This is a genomic window from Vibrio sp. 5S239 (assembly GCF_041439575.1).
Taxonomy (GTDB): domain Bacteria; phylum Pseudomonadota; class Gammaproteobacteria; order Enterobacterales; family Vibrionaceae; genus Vibrio; species Vibrio kanaloae.
On sequence record NZ_JBGOOM010000022.1, the window covers coordinates 30043 to 47696 of the forward strand.

The 17654-nt window shown below is 42.8% G+C and carries 17 protein-coding genes; 14 read left to right on the forward strand and 3 right to left on the reverse strand.

The annotated features are described in order from the left end of the window. Positions 1 to 71 precede the first annotated feature (71 nt). The 5 genes from lysS to ACED48_RS15730 all read left to right on the forward strand — a co-directional run bounded on the left by lysS (position 72) and on the right by ACED48_RS15730 (position 4536). On the forward strand, positions 72 to 1604 hold the full coding sequence (gene lysS / locus ACED48_RS15710) for a lysine--tRNA ligase (RefSeq protein WP_017056113.1): 1533 nt from the start codon (positions 72 to 74) through the stop codon (positions 1602 to 1604). 272 nt (positions 1605 to 1876) lie between these two features. Then, positions 1877 to 3211 (forward strand): cyclic-di-GMP-binding transcriptional regulator VpsR, encoded by a 1335-nt coding sequence (vpsR, locus tag ACED48_RS15715; RefSeq protein WP_017056114.1) that lies wholly within the window; start codon positions 1877 to 1879, stop codon positions 3209 to 3211. Between the two features lie 336 nt (positions 3212 to 3547). Beyond that, positions 3548 to 3670, forward strand: a complete 123-nt coding sequence (locus tag ACED48_RS15720) for a hypothetical protein (RefSeq protein WP_258954150.1) — start codon at positions 3548 to 3550, stop codon at positions 3668 to 3670. Positions 3671 to 3779: 109 nt separating this feature from the next. Next, on the forward strand, positions 3780 to 4031 hold the full coding sequence (locus tag ACED48_RS15725; protein WP_017056115.1) for a hypothetical protein: 252 nt from the start codon (positions 3780 to 3782) through the stop codon (positions 4029 to 4031). A 193-nt stretch (positions 4032 to 4224) separates the two neighbouring features. Further along, positions 4225 to 4536 (forward strand): DUF6482 family protein, encoded by a 312-nt coding sequence (locus tag ACED48_RS15730; protein WP_017056116.1) that lies wholly within the window; start codon positions 4225 to 4227, stop codon positions 4534 to 4536. Positions 4537 to 4579: 43 nt separating this feature from the next. Here ACED48_RS15730 and mutH read toward each other — a convergent pair whose 3' ends face one another. After that, positions 4580 to 5245 carry a DNA mismatch repair endonuclease MutH gene (gene mutH, locus ACED48_RS15735; protein WP_046223927.1) on the reverse strand — a complete coding sequence of 222 codons (666 nt, stop codon included), beginning with the start codon at positions 5243 to 5245 and terminating at the stop codon, positions 4580 to 4582. Positions 5246 to 5862: 617 nt separating this feature from the next. Between mutH and rppH the strand changes: the two genes are divergently transcribed. From rppH to ACED48_RS15760, 5 genes are read left to right on the forward strand one after another with little or no spacing between them, the layout of a single operon-like run. Beyond that, positions 5863 to 6381 carry an RNA pyrophosphohydrolase gene (rppH, locus tag ACED48_RS15740; protein WP_017056118.1) on the forward strand — a complete coding sequence of 173 codons (519 nt, stop codon included), beginning with the start codon at positions 5863 to 5865 and terminating at the stop codon, positions 6379 to 6381. A 2-nt stretch (positions 6382 to 6383) separates the two neighbouring features. Then, positions 6384 to 8633: a phosphoenolpyruvate--protein phosphotransferase gene (ptsP, locus tag ACED48_RS15745; protein ID WP_017056119.1), complete on the forward strand. Its 2250-nt coding sequence runs from the start codon at positions 6384 to 6386 to the stop codon at positions 8631 to 8633. 8 nt (positions 8634 to 8641) lie between these two features. After that, positions 8642 to 9433 carry a sulfite exporter TauE/SafE family protein gene (locus ACED48_RS15750; RefSeq protein ID WP_017056120.1) on the forward strand — a complete coding sequence of 264 codons (792 nt, stop codon included), beginning with the start codon at positions 8642 to 8644 and terminating at the stop codon, positions 9431 to 9433. Between the two features lie 57 nt (positions 9434 to 9490). Then, entirely contained in the window at positions 9491 to 10312 is an 822-nt protein-coding gene (gene lgt, locus ACED48_RS15755) for a prolipoprotein diacylglyceryl transferase (RefSeq protein ID WP_017056121.1), read from the forward strand. 9 nt (positions 10313 to 10321) lie between these two features. Further along, positions 10322 to 11173 carry a thymidylate synthase gene (locus ACED48_RS15760; RefSeq protein WP_017056122.1) on the forward strand — a complete coding sequence of 284 codons (852 nt, stop codon included), beginning with the start codon at positions 10322 to 10324 and terminating at the stop codon, positions 11171 to 11173. Positions 11174 to 11392: 219 nt separating this feature from the next. Here the strand turns inward: ACED48_RS15760 and ACED48_RS15765 are convergent, their stop codons facing one another. Then, the gene (locus ACED48_RS15765) at positions 11393 to 12538 is read right to left on the reverse strand and encodes a Na/Pi symporter (RefSeq protein ID WP_017056123.1); all 1146 of its coding nucleotides are present in this window, start codon (positions 12536 to 12538) and stop codon (positions 11393 to 11395) included. A 387-nt stretch (positions 12539 to 12925) separates the two neighbouring features. On the opposite strand from ACED48_RS15765, the gene nhaR reads away from it, so the two are divergent. Both nhaR and ACED48_RS15775 read left to right on the forward strand, forming a co-directional pair. After that, positions 12926 to 13816: a transcriptional activator NhaR gene (nhaR, locus tag ACED48_RS15770; protein ID WP_017056124.1), complete on the forward strand. Its 891-nt coding sequence runs from the start codon at positions 12926 to 12928 to the stop codon at positions 13814 to 13816. Between the two features lie 100 nt (positions 13817 to 13916). Further along, a complete protein-coding gene (locus ACED48_RS15775; protein WP_017056125.1) occupies positions 13917 to 14210 on the forward strand; it encodes a metalloregulator ArsR/SmtB family transcription factor in 294 nt (97 codons plus the stop codon). A gap of 332 nt (positions 14211 to 14542) precedes the next feature. Here the strand turns inward: ACED48_RS15775 and rpsT are convergent, their stop codons facing one another. Then, positions 14543 to 14803 carry a 30S ribosomal protein S20 gene (gene rpsT, locus ACED48_RS15780; protein WP_017056126.1) on the reverse strand — a complete coding sequence of 87 codons (261 nt, stop codon included), beginning with the start codon at positions 14801 to 14803 and terminating at the stop codon, positions 14543 to 14545. Between the two features lie 253 nt (positions 14804 to 15056). On the opposite strand from rpsT, the gene murJ reads away from it, so the two are divergent. Next, complete coding sequence (gene murJ, locus ACED48_RS15785; protein WP_032547897.1) at positions 15057 to 16619, forward strand: murein biosynthesis integral membrane protein MurJ; 1563 nt, start codon at positions 15057 to 15059, stop codon at positions 16617 to 16619. 70 nt (positions 16620 to 16689) lie between these two features. After that, positions 16690 to 17625 carry a bifunctional riboflavin kinase/FAD synthetase gene (ribF, locus tag ACED48_RS15790; RefSeq protein WP_017056128.1) on the forward strand — a complete coding sequence of 312 codons (936 nt, stop codon included), beginning with the start codon at positions 16690 to 16692 and terminating at the stop codon, positions 17623 to 17625. Positions 17626 to 17654 lie beyond the last annotated feature (29 nt).

Genomic DNA, 17654 nt, shown 5'->3' on the forward strand with positions numbered 1-17654 from the left:
TATATTTGTAAAAATGCCTATATTTGCAAAAGATATAGCGGTCCAAATTTTAAAAGCAAGGTACATCTCTAATGACTGATGCTGTTCAAAACGAAAACGTACAAGAAGCTTCTTCACCTGAAGAAAATAAACTCATTGCTGAGCGCCGTAGCAAGCTGGATCATATCCGCCAAAACTGCAAAGCAAATGGTCACCCAAATGATTTCCGTCGTGAGCACCTAGCTGGCGATCTTCAAGTGGAATTCGGTGAGAAGACTAAGGAAGAGCTAGAAGAGCTTAACCACATCGTTGCGATCGCTGGTCGTGTTATGGCGAAGCGTGGTCCATTCCTTGCGATTCAAGAAACTTCTGGTCGTATCCAAGCATACGCAGCGAAAGACGTACAAAAAGTACTGAAAGAGAAGTACCAAGGCCTAGATATCGGTGACATCATCGGTGTTAAAGGGGCGCTTCACAAATCGGGTAAAGGCGACCTTTACGTAAACATGGAAGAGTTTGAGCTGCTGACTAAAGCACTTCGCCCTCTACCAGAGAAGTTCCACGGTCTAACTGACCAAGAGATGCGTTACCGTCAGCGTTACGTTGACCTAATCGTGAACGAAGATTCTCGCAATGCATTCATCGTGCGTTCTAAGCTTGTATCTTCAATCCGTAACTTCATGAGTGCTAAAGGCTACCTAGAAGTTGAAACGCCAATGATGCATGTGATCCCGGGTGGCGCAACTGCACGTCCATTTATTACTCACCACAATGCACTAGACATCGACATGTACCTACGTGTTGCACCAGAGCTTTACCTTAAGCGTCTAGTCGTTGGTGGTTTTGACCGCGTATTCGAGATCAACCGCAACTTCCGTAACGAAGGTCTGTCTCCACGCCACAATCCAGAATTCACAATGATGGAATTCTACCAAGCGTACTCTGACTACAAAGATCTAATGGATCTAACTGAAGAGATGTTAAGCACAGCAGCAATGGATGTTCTTGGTTCTACTTCTATGCCTTACGGTGACGAAACGGTTGAGTTCGGTGGCACTTACGCTCGCATGAGCATGTTCGATGCAATCAAACACTACAACCCTGAGCACGCTGAGATTCAAGCGCTAACAGAAGCAGATCTACAAGACCGTGAGAAGATGGTTGCTATCGCTAAATCTGTACACGTAGACGTAGAAACGTTCTGGACATGTGGTCAGCTTCTTGAAGAGATCTTTGGTGAAACGGCTGAGCCTCAGCTAATTCAACCAACGTTCATCACTGGCTACCCAGCGGATATCTCTCCTCTAGCACGTCGTAGCGATGACAACCCATTCTTTACAGACCGTTTTGAGTTCTTCATCGGTGGCCGTGAAGTCGCGAATGGTTTCTCTGAGCTTAACGATGCACAAGACCAAGACGAGCGTTTTAAAGCGCAAGTTAACGCGAAAGATGCAGGCGATGACGAAGCTATGTACTACGATGCAGACTACATTACTGCACTAGAGCACGGTCTACCGCCAACAGCGGGTCAAGGTATCGGTATCGACCGTCTAGCAATGCTATTTACAAACACGCACACAATCCGTGACGTGATCTTGTTCCCGGCAATGCGTCCACAAGCGTAATTTTTGCTTACAGGCCGTCGCAGCCCATTCAATGAAAAAGCCATCTTCGGATGGCTTTTTCTGTTTTTAGGCTTCAAAACCTAGCCTGTACCGCACTCTTGATTCGAATAATCATTATTTCTGGCGTAGTCTTACTATTGAGACGGAAAATCTAAGATAGTTCTCACTACTATACATATCGGCGCTGAATATGATCTCGTGGCACTTCGTAGAATTAAGAATCATGGAACTCGTATTAGCCAGACTTAAATAAAATAGAATAAGGAAGAAGGATGGGAACTCAATTTAAGATGGATTCCTTACCAGGTTCTCTTATCGTTGTTGGTGGTGCATACGAACCTTGGTTATCTGTATTAGAACAAGTGGGTTGGCAATGCACTCAGTGTGCGGATTTACGAAAAGCCGATGCCTTGATTGCTGACATTGGCCCATGCATTGGTATTGTTGATCTTAGCCACGATGAGTTCAGTCTTAACGGTATTGCTAACCTTGTGAGTAATAACAAACAGGTGAGGTGGCTCGCTTTTATTCGTGAATCACAATTAAGCTCTGATACGATCTGCCAATTTATCGTTAACTTCTGTATCGACTTTTTCACGGCGCCAATCCCTGATGCTCAGCTATTGAGTACCATTGGCCACCAATTAGGAATGCTCAAACTTGAGCAGAAAGTATGGCCAAACTACGGTATTAACAACAATATGGGCTTGCTAGGCGACTCTGTGGCGGTGAAGCGATTGAGAGACCAAGTAAAGCGCATTGGGCCGACTGACGTCAGTATCTTAATTTATGGCGAGAGTGGGGCTGGTAAAGAGACGATTGCGCGTTCTATTCACCAAAACTCGTCGCGCGCGCATAAACCATTTTTAGCGGTTAACTGTCGTGCCTTGTCTGAAATGAGAATAGAAGCCGAGGTGTTTGGTATTTCAACACAGCCAGCGACAACGCCATGCATGCTAGAAGAAGCCGATGGCGGAACCATCTTACTTAATGATGTTATAGCGATGCCACGTAATCAACAATTGAACCTGCTGCGCTTTCTACAAGAAGGTAAGATAGAAACCGCGAACGGACCAAAATCTGTCGATGTACGCATTCTTGCTGCGAACTCTTCTGATATCGAAAAAGCGTTAATTGAAGGGGACTTTAATGAAGAACTCTATCATTACATTAATGTTCTGCGGATCCATGTTCCGAGCCTGAAAGAGCGTATGGGTGATATTGCTGTACTGGCGAATCATTTCTTACGTGAGTACTCGAAAGAATTTAATGCTCAGGCGAAGAGCTTTTCTGAGGATGCGGTGCGCTCCATGAGTCGCTACCACTGGCCTGGTAACGTTCGCGAATTGATGAATCAGATAAAGCGTGTTGTTCTGATGTCAGATGCGGTGATCATTGAAGAGCACCATCTTGATTTACCTAAACAAAATGATGAACGCCGCAGCTTGAAAAGCATTCGTGAGCGTTCAGAGCGTGATGCATTGCTGATTGTATTGGAGTCTTATGGTGGACAAGTTTCGTTGGCGGCTAAGGAGCTTGGAGTATCACGAGCGACGATGTACCGCTTGCTGAACAAACACAGCCTAATTTCTGAAGGGGTTGCTTAGACTCTGTTCTAAATGATTTTATTCAGTCAACGTAAATTAAAGGCCACGTATCTACGTGGTTTTTTTGTTTCTGAAGAATAGTCCGTTGTTTTCTAGTTCGACCCTAAGAGAGATATGCTGTGATTTTATATAATCATAGTGAATATGTTATATGTAAATAAATATGCAACTGATATTTCAGGCGAATACATTGTTTTAAAAATGTTAACCAATTAGCGGTTGAATAATATACTCACTTGGTTAGACTTTAACCGTCAAAGCAACGATTTAACAAAGACTTGTCTGCTTTTACTATCCCATTTCTTTTTGGATTTTTTAGTTAGTTTGGAGGCGCAAATGAAACATTTCGATTTTATACAGCATATTTGCGCATCGTTTGATCCGTGTACTGACATGGTGACTGATATGTCACACACATCAGCCATGGCCGATCGAAACACCCAAGATAAACCTAACTAATAGATCCGTACCCTTATTTGGCTGCGGAAAAATAGCAGCTAAGTGAGAAGCCCTCATACGATCTAACACGCTATTTTTCCTCAGTTGATCCAACAACTGGAGAGTTATTATGCGTCACTCAGTATATTTAAAATTAGCAACAATCCTTATCCGTGCCGATCTTCGTCGTGAAGAACGCGAATGGCAACGAAAAGTTCGCCGTAGTTCATATGAGCTACCTTGGAACAATACTCATTTATTAAGAGATATTGGTCTTGAAGCTGACGGTCGACCGATTGGTTTTTCTGAACCAGAAGTTGTCACTATTGAACGTCGAGTACGTCACCTTCGTCGTGTCCTAAGTGCGCGAATACCGACGTAATCTTAGGGGTTGATAGCACCGTTCAACCCCTAAGATAACTTACAGTGATAGTTATGGCGTCGAAAATGCAAACTTTTGAACTAGAACTGGACAAAAAAGAGAAGCACTTGCTTCTCTTTTTTGCTTTTTTAAGCCGTTATCTAGTAAAGGAAAAGAGTTCAACTACGCTTTATAGAGCAGGGGGAGAACGTTTATGCAAAAGCATCAATTAGACATGTGGTTACATGGAGAGCACAAAGACTCTTATCAAACACCCAAAGTGTACGTTATTGGCTGTTCTGATATCTCAGAATATCTATTAGCGGTGGAGTACAAACATAAGCTGGAACCGGTAAAACAAGACGGTGTGCCACTTCATTTTGGATCTTTAGATCAAGTAAAAGAGGAGTTACTTCGGCTTGGTTTTGAAAAGGCCTATCTTCGTTTACACAATGCGTATGATGAATTTGGTAATGAGCCAAGTCACAGCTACTGTGATATTGAACTGGCACTCAAACCTCATTAGAGGGCGTATATAAGGTATTTATAAACAGAGCTTGTTATTACGATCATGCGTAGTGTGTTGTCAGCAATTTATGTGTGAATTGAGTTCGCAGGTAGAAACCACGTGGTTTGGTCTTGATGGGTTTGCCACTTGCACCGTAAGCTTCAGTTAACACTCGACTGTTAGCGGCTTTTGGTCGAAGATGCAATGCTTCACCGTGCCTTGCTGTTATCTGTCCAACATTACCTAACACGATCAATTCCATCAGTTCTTCCCAGTCCCTTTTTAGAAGCTCATCTTCAGCTTCGTTTGGTGTCCAGAGTAAGGGAGAGCCAACATGCCTTTCTGCCAATGGAATTTCCCTTTCACCTTCTACAGGGATCCACAATACTTTAGATAGTTTGTTTCGGACGTGACTGGTTTCCCATGTTAATCCCTGCACCCCCATCAGTGGGGCGACACAAACAAAGGTAGTTTCGAGTGGCTTTCCAGAATAGCCAATTGGAATGCTTTTAAGCTCGATACCTAATTTAGCAAAATCTTGTTCTGGCTTACTGCCTGCTGGGGCGCCTAAGTGCCATTCCAGTAATTGTCCAACCCAACCTTTATCACGCTTAAGGTCGTTTGGCATCACCATCTCGGCTTCATCCGCGAGCTCTTTAAAAGTCATTCCGGCAATCGCATACGCTCTGTCTAATAACTCTTGTTGTGTTTGTGGTTCTGGTTTCATAATAAAAGGTATGATCAAAAAAACGATTTTATCAGAAGTTATCACCAAATGCCGAGTGGTTAATAAATGATCTCCTTGTTATAAAAGAGATCAAACTCATGGTTATCCACAGGACATAAACGTAATTAATTGAAATATTAATTTAGTGGATAAATAAACAGGGTTTAGTGGGGGATAAAATGCTTGCTAAATGATGTTTAAAATGAATCTTTCACTTACTAGTGTGGATAAACTGCTGGGTGATTGATCTTTAACCATATTGAATTTTTGAAAGATCTTCTGCTGTTTTTTAATTCCAAAATGCACAGGTTTAAGTTTTATATTTCTGATATTTAAGGTTTTTATTTTTTATTTTGGATTTTGTTATTTATGGTTCTGATGAGTTTATGGATTAAAAAAAACGATTTCTGGTAATTCTTCACATAGTTATTCACAGAAAAGGTGAATAAATGTGGTCTATGTCTCACTCTTGTGTGGGTAACTAAGATTTGAGCAAAACTTATCCATATTCTTAGTTAATATTCATAAATATAGCGCTTGTCACGTCACTAAGTTTGCTCCAATTGGGGATATGTGGAAAAATCAGTGTAATTAAAAATTTAGATAGAGGTTGGCCAGTGATAGATGGCGATGGTTACCGATTAAATGTTGGTATTGTAATCTGTAACAACCATGGTCAGGTCTTCTGGGCTAAACGATACGGACAACATTCATGGCAATTTCCTCAAGGGGGAATAGATGAAGGTGAAACTCCGGAACAGGCAATGTACCGCGAGTTGTATGAAGAGGTTGGCCTTACAAAAAAGGATGTAAAAATCGTCGCGACAAGTCGTCATTGGTTACGCTATAAGCTACCCAAACGACTGGTTCGGTGGGATTCGAAACCTGTCTGTATTGGACAAAAACAGAAGTGGTTCCTTTTACGCTTAGATTGCGATGAATCGTGTATCAATATGCAGCGTGGAAGTACACCTGAGTTTGATGGTTGGCGTTGGGTGAGTTACTGGTACCCAGTTCGACAAGTTGTTTCTTTTAAGCGAGATGTTTATCGTCGAGCGATGAAAGAATTCGCATCTTTGGCAATGCCGTTTAAAGAGCGAAAAACAAAAGGAAAACGCAAATTGCGTAGAGGTTAAGCATGCTCAGTCAACTAAGGGAAATAGTTGAACACGTATCAAGAGTTGAAGATGTGTCGATGGCTCTGGATATTTTAGTTAAAGAGACATGCAGTGCGATGCAGACTGAATGCTGCACCGTTTATTTAGCAAATAATGATATGCAGCGCCTTGAGTTGATGGCAACTCAAGGCCTGATCTTTAAAGGCAATAGTATTCACATTGGTTTTGACGAAGGCCTGGTTGGCCTTGTCAAAAGAAGTGCTGAGCCAATCAACCTTGCACAAGCCTCTGCTCACCCCGATTATAAGTTTTTTCCAGAGCTGGGAGAGAAGGTTTATCACTCTTTTCTTGGCACTCCCATCATCTATCGCAAGCAAGTGCTTGGCGTTTTGGTTATTCAACAGAAGTCCCCTCGTTTATTCAGTGAAATGGAAGAGTCTTTTCTCGTCACGCTCTCAGCACAACTTGCCGTTATTGTTGCGCATGCTCAAACACAAGGTCATTGGTTATTAGAGCAGCAAAAGCTGCCTGCGACTAAAGGTGTCGCTGCGTCATCGGGTGTGGCGATTGGTGATTTGTGGTGGGATAACACGCAGCCTGAATTAACCGATGTTTATCCTGCGTCGACGCTTAATGTCGAAAGGGAGCATGAGTTGTTGGCGGTTGCGGTTGAGAATGCCCTTAATGATTTTAAGCGTATGCGCAAGCGCTTGGATAGTGATATTAATAAAGATGCGCTGGCGATCTTTGACCTGTTTACGCACTTACTGAATGATCCTATGTTACGTAAGGATCTGAAAAACCAAATTCAGAAAGGCGATAAGGCCGATTGGGCATTAAGACAAGTTGTTGAGAGTTACTCTAACCGTTTTGCTCGTATGTCTGATGTTTACCTTCGAGAAAGGGCACAAGATATTCGTGAGCTTGGTCAAAGGTTACTCTATTTTCTCCATAATTCAGAACAAGAGTTACGTACGTTCGATAAGCCGATTATTTTGGTTGTGCGTGAGTTGACGGCATCAGTATTAGCTTCAATACCGAAAGAGAAGCTGTTGGCTGTTATTTCTTTAGAAGGGGCGGCAAACTCGCATGCGGCGATTTTATCTCGTGCGCTTGGCATTCCTTCGGTAATGGGCATTAATCTCAACCTAGCTCAAGTGAATGGCAAACAAGCCATTGTTGATGGGTACAGCGGTGAGATATTTATTGAGCCGACTCAGAGTCTACTGATTGAATACCAAGGGTTTATTTTAGAGGAGAGTGAGCTCTCTTCTATGGTTAGCCGAGAGCTCTATTTACCTGCGAAGACACAAGATAACAAGCAAATTGAAATCCTACTTAATGCGGGATTAAGTGCTGATACCAACATAGCTATCAACCAAGGTGTTGATGGGGTTGGTCTGTATCGAACCGAAATCTCTTTCTTGCTTCAGCAAAGGTTCCCGTCAGAAGACGAACAGTTCAAGCAGTATCGCTCTGTACTCGCGAGTTACCCTGAAAAGCAAGTTGTGATGCGAACTTTGGATATTGGTGGCGATAAGGCATTACCTTACTTCCCAATAGAAGAAGATAACCCATTTCTTGGCTGGCGTGGTATTCGCTTTACGCTCGATCACCCCGATATATTTATTATCCAGTTGCGTGCGATGTTACGTGCGAGTTGTGATAGCCAGAATTTGAGTATCTTGTTGCCAATGATCTCTAGCACTCAAGAACTGGATGATACTGTTCAACTCATCGAGCAAGCCTACGATGAAGTACATGAGCTCGACAGTCGAGTTCGGATGCCACGTATCGGTATCATGATTGAAGTGCCATCAATGCTTTACCTTCTTCCGCTTATTGCGGATAAAGTTGATTTCGTTTCGGTGGGCACCAATGACTTAACCCAATATTTATTGGCGGTTGATCGGAACAATTCCCGCGTCTCTGATGTCTATGAATCCATGCACCCTGCAGTGATCATGGCATTGAAACACATTCATGATACTTGTAAGCAATATCAATTGCCTGTGTGTATATGTGGAGAGTTGGCGGGTGATCCAATGGGCGCTTTGCTCTTGATTGGATTAGGATATGAGACGTTAAGTATGAATACCTCAAATGTCGCAAGGACTAAATATTTGATTCGTCAATCTAAGCTTAGTGAACTGCAAGATCTGGCAAATAAGGCACTTTCAAAACCGTATGGTTGTGACATCTATAGTATGATGCTCAACTATTTCGAAGAGCGTGAATTTACAGGCTTCATTCGAGCAGGTAAAAAATAGGATTTAACGTGTCATATGAACTAATAGGCTTGTTAGCAGGCCTTGGGGCTGTTGTTGGTGTTTTAGCGGGGTTGCTAGGCATTGGCGGTGGCTTGCTGGTGGTTCCTGCCTTACTGTTTTTGCTTCCTAAAGCGGGTATCCCTCAAGAGTTTGCAATGCAAATGGCATTGGCGACCTCATTATCGACCATTATTGTTACGTCAGGATCGTCTGCGATTAACCACTTAAAATTGGGTAATGTAGAGATGTTTGTCGTTAAATGGTTGATGCCAGGTGTGGTAGTGGGTGGTTTTCTAGGTTCTTTTGTAGCCGACGTAATTCCAGCTCAATACCTACCGAAAGTCTTTGGTGTGATTGTATTGGTATTAGCATTACAAATGCTGTTATCGATTCGTTCTACGAGTCAGAAAGCGATGCCAGGCTCTGCAAAAACTATATTATGCGGTGGTGGTATTGGTTTAGTCTCAAGCTTGGCTGGTATTGGTGGTGGATCTTTATCAGTGCCTTTTCTTAACCATCACGGTGTAGAAATGCGCAAGGCGGTGGGGTCATCTTCGGTGTGCGGCTTTGTTATCGCTATTTCAGGAATGCTCGGGTTTATTTGGCATGGATCGTCTGTAGATGATCTTCCAGCGTTTAGTCTGGGCTATGTTTACCTGCCTGCTTTAGTCGCAATATCTTGTACTTCAGTGCTAACTACGCGAGTTGGTGCGAAACTGGCCACTCAATTGCCAACCCCTGTGCTAAAGAAATTCTTTGCGGTATTTTTAATGTTTATAGCAGCCACAATGCTGCTGTAGTGTCTTTTCTGTTAGCTGTTGAGCTGACCGTTATTCAATTTAGATAGAGAGCCAAATATGTCTCAGGGTTTTATCGAATTCCCAAATATCGATCCTGTTCTTATTGAACTAGGACCAATTTCTGTTCGCTGGTATGGCTTAATGTACCTGGTCGGTTTTATGTTTGCTCTTTGGCTAGCAAATCGCCGAGCTGATCAACCTAATAGTGGGTGGACTCGAGAGCAAGTATCAGATTTGCTGTTTGCTGGCTTTCTAGGTGTTGTGCTTGGTGGTCGTATTGGCTACGTACTTTTCTATAACTTTGACCTTTTCCTTGCAGACCCTCTTTACCTCTTTAAAGTATGGACCGGTGGTATGTCTTTCCACGGTGGCTTGCTTGGTGTTATTACTGCGATGTTTTGGTATGCCAAAAAGAACGGTCGAACCTTCTTTGGTGTAGCTGACATGATTGCACCATTGGTTCCGTTTGGTTTAGGTATGGGTCGTTTAGGCAACTTCATGAACAGCGAGCTTTGGGGCCGTGTGACTGATGTGCCATGGGCGATTGTGTTCCCTAACGGTGGTCCACTTCCTCGTCACCCATCTCAACTTTACGAGATGGCGCTTGAAGGTGTTTTGCTGTTCTTCATCTTGAACTGGTTTATCAAAAAACCGCGCCCTCTTGGGTCGGTATCAGGGTTATTCCTAGCTGGATATGGTACATTCCGCTTCTTAGTAGAATACGTACGTGAACCTGATGCTCACCTAGGTTTGTTCGGTGGATTTATATCTATGGGACAAATTTTGTCACTGCCAATGGTTGTCATCGGTGTGCTGATGATGGTGTGGGCATACAAGCGTGGTTACTACAAAGATGAATTACCACAACAAACGAAGTAAGGAATTGGTGTGAAACAGTATTTAGATCTCTGTCAGCGTATCGTTGATGACGGTACTTGGATTGAAAATGAACGCACGGGCAAGCGCTGCCTAACTGTGATCAATGCTGACCTTGAATATGATGTTGGTAATAACCAATTCCCACTGGTAACAACGCGTAAAAGTTTCTGGAAAGCGGCAGTTGCTGAACTGCTTGGCTATATCCGTGGTTACGATAATGCTGAAGACTTCCGCAAGCTAGGGACTAAAACCTGGGATGCAAACTCGAACCTGAACGAAGCATGGCTGAATAACCCTTACCGCAAGGGGGAAGATGACATGGGCCGTGTTTATGGCGTTCAAGGACGTGCATGGGCAAAACCTGACGGCGGTCATATCGACCAACTGAAGAAGATTGTTGATGATCTAACAAACGGTATTGATGACCGTGGCGAGATCTTAAACTTCTACAACCCAGGTGAGTTCCACATGGGTTGTTTGCGTCCGTGTATGTACAGCCATCACTTCTCTCTACTTGGTGATACTCTGTACCTAAACAGCACTCAGCGCTCTTGTGATGTACCGCTAGGCCTGAACTTCAACATGGTTCAAGTGTATGTCTTCCTAGCTATCATGGCGCAAATCACGGGTAAGAAAGCTGGCGTGGCTTACCATAAGCTTGTGAATGCTCATATTTACGAAGATCAACTCGCACCAATGCGTGATATCCAGTTAAAGCGTGAGCCGTTGGCTGGCCCAACATTCCATATCAACCCTGAGATTAAGTCTTTAGAAGATTTGGAAACGTGGGTAACGATGGATGACTTCTGGGTTGAAGGTTACGAATGCCACGAAGCGATTAAGTACCCATTCTCGGTTTAATATCATCCGCTTTGTTTGATTGAAAGGCTGCCTCTGTGCAGCCTTTTTTGTATCTATGGTTCGGTAACGATATACGATATACGATATACGGATAGTTTATTCATGTAGGTGTGGTGCTTTTCCTATCTAAAGAGATGTCTTTCGTTACTCCGGCTTCTAAAAAGAAAAACCCCGCAACCTAGTAGGTGGCGGGGTTTACTGTAAGCGATGGAATGGTGTTTAAGCAGTAAGAGCTAACACGGTACCAGGCAGTACAAGAAATACTGCAACAAGGTAACCCGCGACTACAGCTTTGTTCTTCACAGCCATGTCTGAAATTATGTCTGCTGCTTTAACGGGTATTTCACGTAGGAACGGAATGCCGAAGATGAATACCGTTGCCATGATGTTGAATACCAAGTGTACTAGAGCAATCTGTAGTGCAAATACAGCGAACTCACCAGATACTGCTGTTGCTGCAAGTAGAGCGGTAATACAGGTACCGATATTTGCGCCCAGAGTGAATGGGTAAACGTCACGCACTTTAAGAACACCTGAGCCTACGAGCGGAACCATCAAGCTTGTCGTCGTTGAAGAAGACTGAACAAGGATAGTAACGATAGAGCCAGAAGCGATACCGTGAAGTGGACCACGACCGATTGCGTTCTTTAGAATCTCACGAGCTCGGCCAACCATTAGGCTCTTCATTAGCTTACCCATTACTGTGATCGCTACGAAGATAGTCGCGATACCAAGAACGATAAGCATGATGCCGCCAACGGTGTCGCCAAATGTTGATAGTGGCTCTTTAATCGCGCTTACTACAGGTTTAGTGATTGGCTTTATGAAGTTAAGACCCTTCATGCTCATATCACCTGTTGCTAGCATTGGAGATACTAACCAGTGAGAAATTTTCTCTAGAATACCAAATGCCATCTCTAGTGGTAGGAAGATAGCAACGGCTAATAGGTTAAAGAAGTCGTGAATGGTCGCGCTTGCGAATGCTCTTTTGAACTCATCTTTACAACGAACATGACCAAGGCTCACTAGCGTATTGGTTACCGTAGTACCAATGTTTGCACCCATGATCATTGGGATGGCTAGCTCAACAGGCAAACCACCTGCTACAAGGCCAACAATAATTGAAGTAACGGTACTTGATGACTGAATAAGTGCTGTTGCCACTAAACCAATCATTAAGCCTGCAACTGGGTGTGAAGCAAATTCAAAAAGAACCTTTGCTTGCTCGCCTGTTGCCCATTTGAAGCCTGTACCAACCATTGAAACTGAAAGTAATAGTAGGTAAAGCATGAATGCCAAGTTAGCCCAGCGTAGCCAACGAGTGGTACTCGAAATAGGCGCTGCTGCAGTAGTAGCTTGGTTCATAATGTTTTCTCCATTGGACCGTTTAAGTCTGAGTGTGGTCTGTTTGTTTAATCTGAGCGAGATGTTAGAGATTAAATATGTCAGTAATATTACATTTTGATTTCGGTGAGGCTTTTTTGCGTCAATTTACTATTTAAATATTTCCCCTATAAAAAACGTTTATTTAAGTCTTTGTTTATTAGTTGTTTTTTTAGTTTTTGATGATGGGGGATATGTTTTTTGACAGGTAAGGAAAATGGAAAATAATCATTTTCATATTACATTGTTCAACCTTACTATTCGGAAAAACAAATATTTACTGGTGTTTCTTTAGGTTTTTCCGAGTTTATTGAGTGGGAAGGGGATATTTGATATAACAAGGTATCTACTCTCTATTACGGCACATTTATGTCGCACCTCAACTATAACCATGTCTACTATTTCTGGATGGTCTGCAAGCAAGGCTCTGTTACTAAAGCGGCGGAAGCTCTATTTTTAACGCCACAAACAGTAACTGGTCAAATTAAAGCGTTAGAAGAACGTATGGATGGCAAGCTGACTAAGCGTAATGGGCGCAGCGTTGAGCCTACTGAGCTTGGTCAACTGGTCTTTAAATATGCCGATCGTATGTTTGGTCTGAGTTATGAAATGCTCGATATTGTGAATTATAGCCAGCACTCAAATATTTTGTTTGATGTAGGTGTCGCGGATGCGCTATCTAAAAGATTAGTCAGCAAGATATTGATGTCGACAATTCCGTCAGACAACAGTATTCACTTACGTTGTTTTGAATCTACCCACGAAATGCTGCTTGAACAGCTCTCTCAGCATAAGCTGGATATGATCTTGTCTGATTGTCCGGTTGACTCTAGCCAAAGCCCTGGCTTGTTCAGCAAGAAGTTGGGCGAAAGCAGTCTGAGTTTTTTCTGTTCAGGTAATGTTAAAGAGGTAAGTTTCCCCGCTGTATTAGAGCAAAGAAAATTGTTGATCCCAGGTAGCCGTACCTCAATGGGTCGTAAAGTGCTGCAATGGTTCGATAGGCAAGGACTTAAACCTGATATCTTGGGGGAGTTTGATGATGCAGCATTGATGAAAGCTTTTGCTCGTTATCACCATGATGCTATTTTCTTAGCTCCCACACTCTATATGTCTGAGGTTGAGCAAGACACATCGCTGCAGTTGCTGGGTGACATTGAAGAGTTAAAAGAGGAGTACTATGTCATATTCGCTGAGAGGATGATCCAACATCCAGCAGTAAAAAACGTATGTGACGCAGATTTTAGCAAATTGTTCGAGTGAGGTAGTTTGTTAATGAATTGATATCGATTATTATGATCACTCAATGTACCGGAAATACTGATAGCCCGTAGTTGGCGTAGAGGTGGTAGGGAGCCAAACTATGAACTTAAAAGAGATGGAGAAGAACTCAGCAAAAGCTGTGATTCTACTCAAAGCCATGGCCAACGAACGTCGTTTACAGATCTTGTGCCTATTGCATGGTACTGAGCTGTCGGTTGGAGAGTTGTGTGGTAAGTTGGAACTGAGCCAATCGGCTTTATCTCAACATCTTGCTTGGTTGAGAAGAGATGGTTTAGTCGAAACTCGCAAAGAAGCTCAAACCGTGTATTACACATTGAGCAGTGAAGAAATTAAAGCAATGATTAACCTACTGCATGGCCTATATTGCAAGTAGCTTATTGTTGGTGAGGAAGGTGATTTCTTATCAGGAATAAGGTCGACACAAGGAAGTGTCAGTATTTCACGTCGAACGTTTATGCCTATCTGTGATCTTTTATAAATCCACTCTCTTTTATTGATCTGTTAGCCGTTTATCTATTTGCTTATTTGTCTATCGGGAAACGAAATAATTTTTAGTAAACAAACTATTTTTCAATAAGCCCATAGCTGTCAATAAGAAAAAATAACGTTCAGCAAGAAACTAAATCAAAGCGTTACTCAAAATTTAGATATAAAAAAACCGGCCTAGGCCGGTTTTTTTCGTTTTGCGTTGTAATCAAATTTCTATTAAAGAGCTTTGATTGCAGCCGCGAAACGAGACTTATGACGTGCAGCTTTATTCTTATGAATAAGGCCTTTAGTCGCCATACGGTCAAGAAGTGGTGTAACTTCTACAAGAGCAGCAGTTGCAGCTTCTTTATCACCAGCTGTGATAGCTGCGATAGTCTTTTTCATGTAAGTGCGCATCATAGAACGACGGCTAGCATTGTGCTGGCGACGTTTCTCAGCTTGGATAGCGCGCTTCTTAGCAGATTTACTGTTTGCCAAGGGTCTAACTCCCAAAAACTTAGTTCGGTGACAATTTAAGGGCGAGGACTATCCCTCATTAGCGCTTAATTGTCAAATGATTTGTGCAAAAACCAGTCGTAGCCAAACAAACTTTGGTATAGAAAGGTCATCGCGGTTAAGATGGCGGGGATTCTAACAGCATTTTTATACCAATGCTAATAATTATGCTTCTTAGGACTGGATAGTATTTATCCCCCCGCTTAAAAGTAATCAACTAGTGTCAGAGGTTTCTGTGAGTAAACGACTATTAAAGTCAGGCCTGATTGTCAGTGCAATGACTTTTGTTTCCCGTGTGTTGGGGCTAGTACGTGATGTAGTAGTAGCAAATTTGATGGGGGCAGGAGCAAGTGCCGATGTATTTTTCTTCGCTAATAAAATTCCTAATTTCTTACGTCGACTTTTTGCAGAAGGTGCATTTTCTCAAGCGTTTGTTCCTGTATTAACGGAATATCACGCTGCTGGTGATAAAGATAAAACTCGAGATTTAATCGCTAAAGTTTCGGGTACGCTCGGAGTATTAGTCTCGATCGTAACGATTGCCGGGGTTCTGGGGTCTGGAGTCATCACCGCGATGTTTGGCGCAGGTTGGTTTATCGACTGGCTTAACGACGGCCCTGCGGCACCAAAATTTGAGTTGGCGAGCTTTATACTAAAAATTACCTTTCCTTATTTATGGTTTATCACCTTTGTGGCTTTGTCTGGTGCGATCCTCAATACCTTAGGTAAGTTTGCTGTCTCTTCTTTTACGCCTGTGTTCTTGAACGTAATGATCATTGGTGCTGCATGGTTTATTTCCCCTAACCTAGAGCAACCTGAAATTGGCTTGGCAATTGGTGTGTTTCTTGGAGGTCTCGTTCAGTTCCTTTTCCAAATGCCATTCTTAATCAAAGCGGGTGTGTTGGTTAAGCCTAAGTGGGGATGGAGAGATCCGGGGGTGGTTAAGATCCGCACATTAATGATCCCTGCGTTGTTTGGCGTGTCTGTTAGCCAAATTAACTTACTGTTTGATACCTTCATTGCAAGTTTCCTTGCGACGGGCTCTATCAGTTGGTTGTACTACTCAGACCGACTACTTGAATTTCCACTAGGTTTATTCGGTATCGCGATTGCGACTGTGATTCTGCCCGCTTTATCCCGTAAACATGTAGACGCTCAAGGTGAAGGATTCGCACATACGATGGACTGGGGCGTACGCATGGTTTTGCTTCTCGGCATTCCGGCGATGTTAGGCCTGATTGTTTTGGCTAAACCTATGCTGATGGTGCTCTTCATGCGTGGTGAGTTTTCTCCACACGATGTGCAGCAGGCGTCGATGTCATTGGTCGCTTACGCGTCAGGTTTGCTTAACTTCATGTTGATTAAAGTGTTAGCCCCTGGCTATTACTCTCGCCAAGATACCAAAACGCCGGTTAAGTACGGCATTATCGCTATGGTGACCAACATGGTGTTTAACGCGATCTTTGCTTATTTCTATGGTTATGTTGGTTTAGCGATTGCGACAGCCTTATCTGCTTTTGTGAATATGGCCTTGTTATATCGTGGATTACATCTTGCGGGTGTATATCAATTAACGAAGACAACCTTATTGTTCAGTGCCAAATTGATTATCTCTGGTGTGGTGATGGTAGCGGCTATTTTGTGGCAGTTGGATAGTATGCAAAAGTGGCTTGAATGGGGATTCAGTCAGAGAGCGATGGCATTAACAGGCTTGATTGGACTTGGTGGCTTTGTTTATATTGTTTCTGTATTGATTTTAGGTGTCCGAGTAAAACATTTAAAAGCAGCGACAGATTAATACTGATTAGTATATAATCCGTCGGTTTCACACAATAAATGATGCAAATAGCAGGTTTTAGTTGATCATAATGGAACTGATCCGAGGTATACACAATATAAAAGCGCAGCATCGTGGCTGTGTATTAACCATAGGTAACTTCGATGGTGTTCATTTAGGACATCAAGAGGTTCTAAGTCAGGTTTCTAAACAAGCGGCAGTATTAGGGCTCCCTTCTGTTGTCATGACGTTTGAACCACAGCCTATGGAGCTGTTTGCCCGAGATAGAGCGCCAGCACGTTTAACTCGCTTGCGAGATAAATACGTGCAACTGAGTAAGCTAGATATCAGTCGTTTACTGTGTGTTAATTTTAACCAGTATTTTGCAAGTTTATCTGCGGAAGCATTCATTAAAGATCTTCTGGTTGATAAGCTTGGTGTTAAGTTTTTGGTGGTTGGTGACGATTTTTGTTTTGGCAAAGGCCGTACGGGTAATTTCACTATGCTTAAAGAAGCTGGCGAAAAATATGGTTTTGAGGTGGTAAGCACACAGAGCTATTGCTTAAACCAATTACGAGTAAGCAGCACCGAGATACGAAATGCATTAGCGGCTGATGACTTGGCTGCAAGTGCAACCATGTTAGGGCGTGATTACAGTATTAGTGGTCGTGTTTCTCATGGTCGAAAATTAGGGAGAACCATAGGTTTTCCTACCGCTAACATTCCATTAAAGCGTTGCGTTTCTCCTGTTTCGGGAGTCTATGTTGTTGAAGCTTTGGATATTGACGGTGTTCCTGTCGGTGGCGTGGCTAACATTGGACAACGACCAACGGTTAATGGCGTAAGGCAGCAATTAGAAGTGCACTTTTTTGACTTTAAAGCCAATTTATATGGTAAACAGTTAGAAGTACGACTTTTACACAAACTGCGCGACGAGATAAAATTTGAATCGTTCGACGCATTAAAGAATCAAATAGAATTGGATGCTGAAGCCGCAAGGGTGTGGCTGCTTCAGCTAAAGAATTAATCGGATGATTCCACCGGTTAACATAATGT

Excerpts from the sequence above, each read along its gene's own strand:
- ptsP (WP_017056119.1), top strand. The coding sequence starts at position 6,384 with ATGCTCAGTCAACTAAGGGAAATAGTTGAACACGTATCAAGAGTTGAA.
- ACED48_RS15765 (WP_017056123.1), bottom strand. The coding sequence starts at position 12,538 with ATGAACCAAGCTACTACTGCAGCAGCGCCTATTTCGAGTACCACTCGT.
- ACED48_RS15725 (WP_017056115.1), top strand. The coding sequence starts at position 3,780 with ATGCGTCACTCAGTATATTTAAAATTAGCAACAATCCTTATCCGTGCC.
- ACED48_RS15775 (WP_017056125.1), top strand. The coding sequence starts at position 13,917 with ATGAACTTAAAAGAGATGGAGAAGAACTCAGCAAAAGCTGTGATTCTA.
- vpsR (WP_017056114.1), top strand. The coding sequence starts at position 1,877 with ATGGGAACTCAATTTAAGATGGATTCCTTACCAGGTTCTCTTATCGTT.
- ACED48_RS15730 (WP_017056116.1), top strand. The coding sequence starts at position 4,225 with ATGCAAAAGCATCAATTAGACATGTGGTTACATGGAGAGCACAAAGAC.
- ACED48_RS15720 (WP_258954150.1), top strand. The coding sequence starts at position 3,548 with ATGAAACATTTCGATTTTATACAGCATATTTGCGCATCGTTTGATCCG.
- nhaR (WP_017056124.1), top strand. The coding sequence starts at position 12,926 with ATGTCGCACCTCAACTATAACCATGTCTACTATTTCTGGATGGTCTGC.
- lysS (WP_017056113.1), top strand. The coding sequence starts at position 72 with ATGACTGATGCTGTTCAAAACGAAAACGTACAAGAAGCTTCTTCACCT.
- mutH (WP_046223927.1), bottom strand. The coding sequence starts at position 5,245 with ATGAAACCAGAACCACAAACACAACAAGAGTTATTAGACAGAGCGTAT.
- lgt (WP_017056121.1), top strand. The coding sequence starts at position 9,491 with ATGTCTCAGGGTTTTATCGAATTCCCAAATATCGATCCTGTTCTTATT.
- ribF (WP_017056128.1), top strand. The coding sequence starts at position 16,690 with ATGGAACTGATCCGAGGTATACACAATATAAAAGCGCAGCATCGTGGC.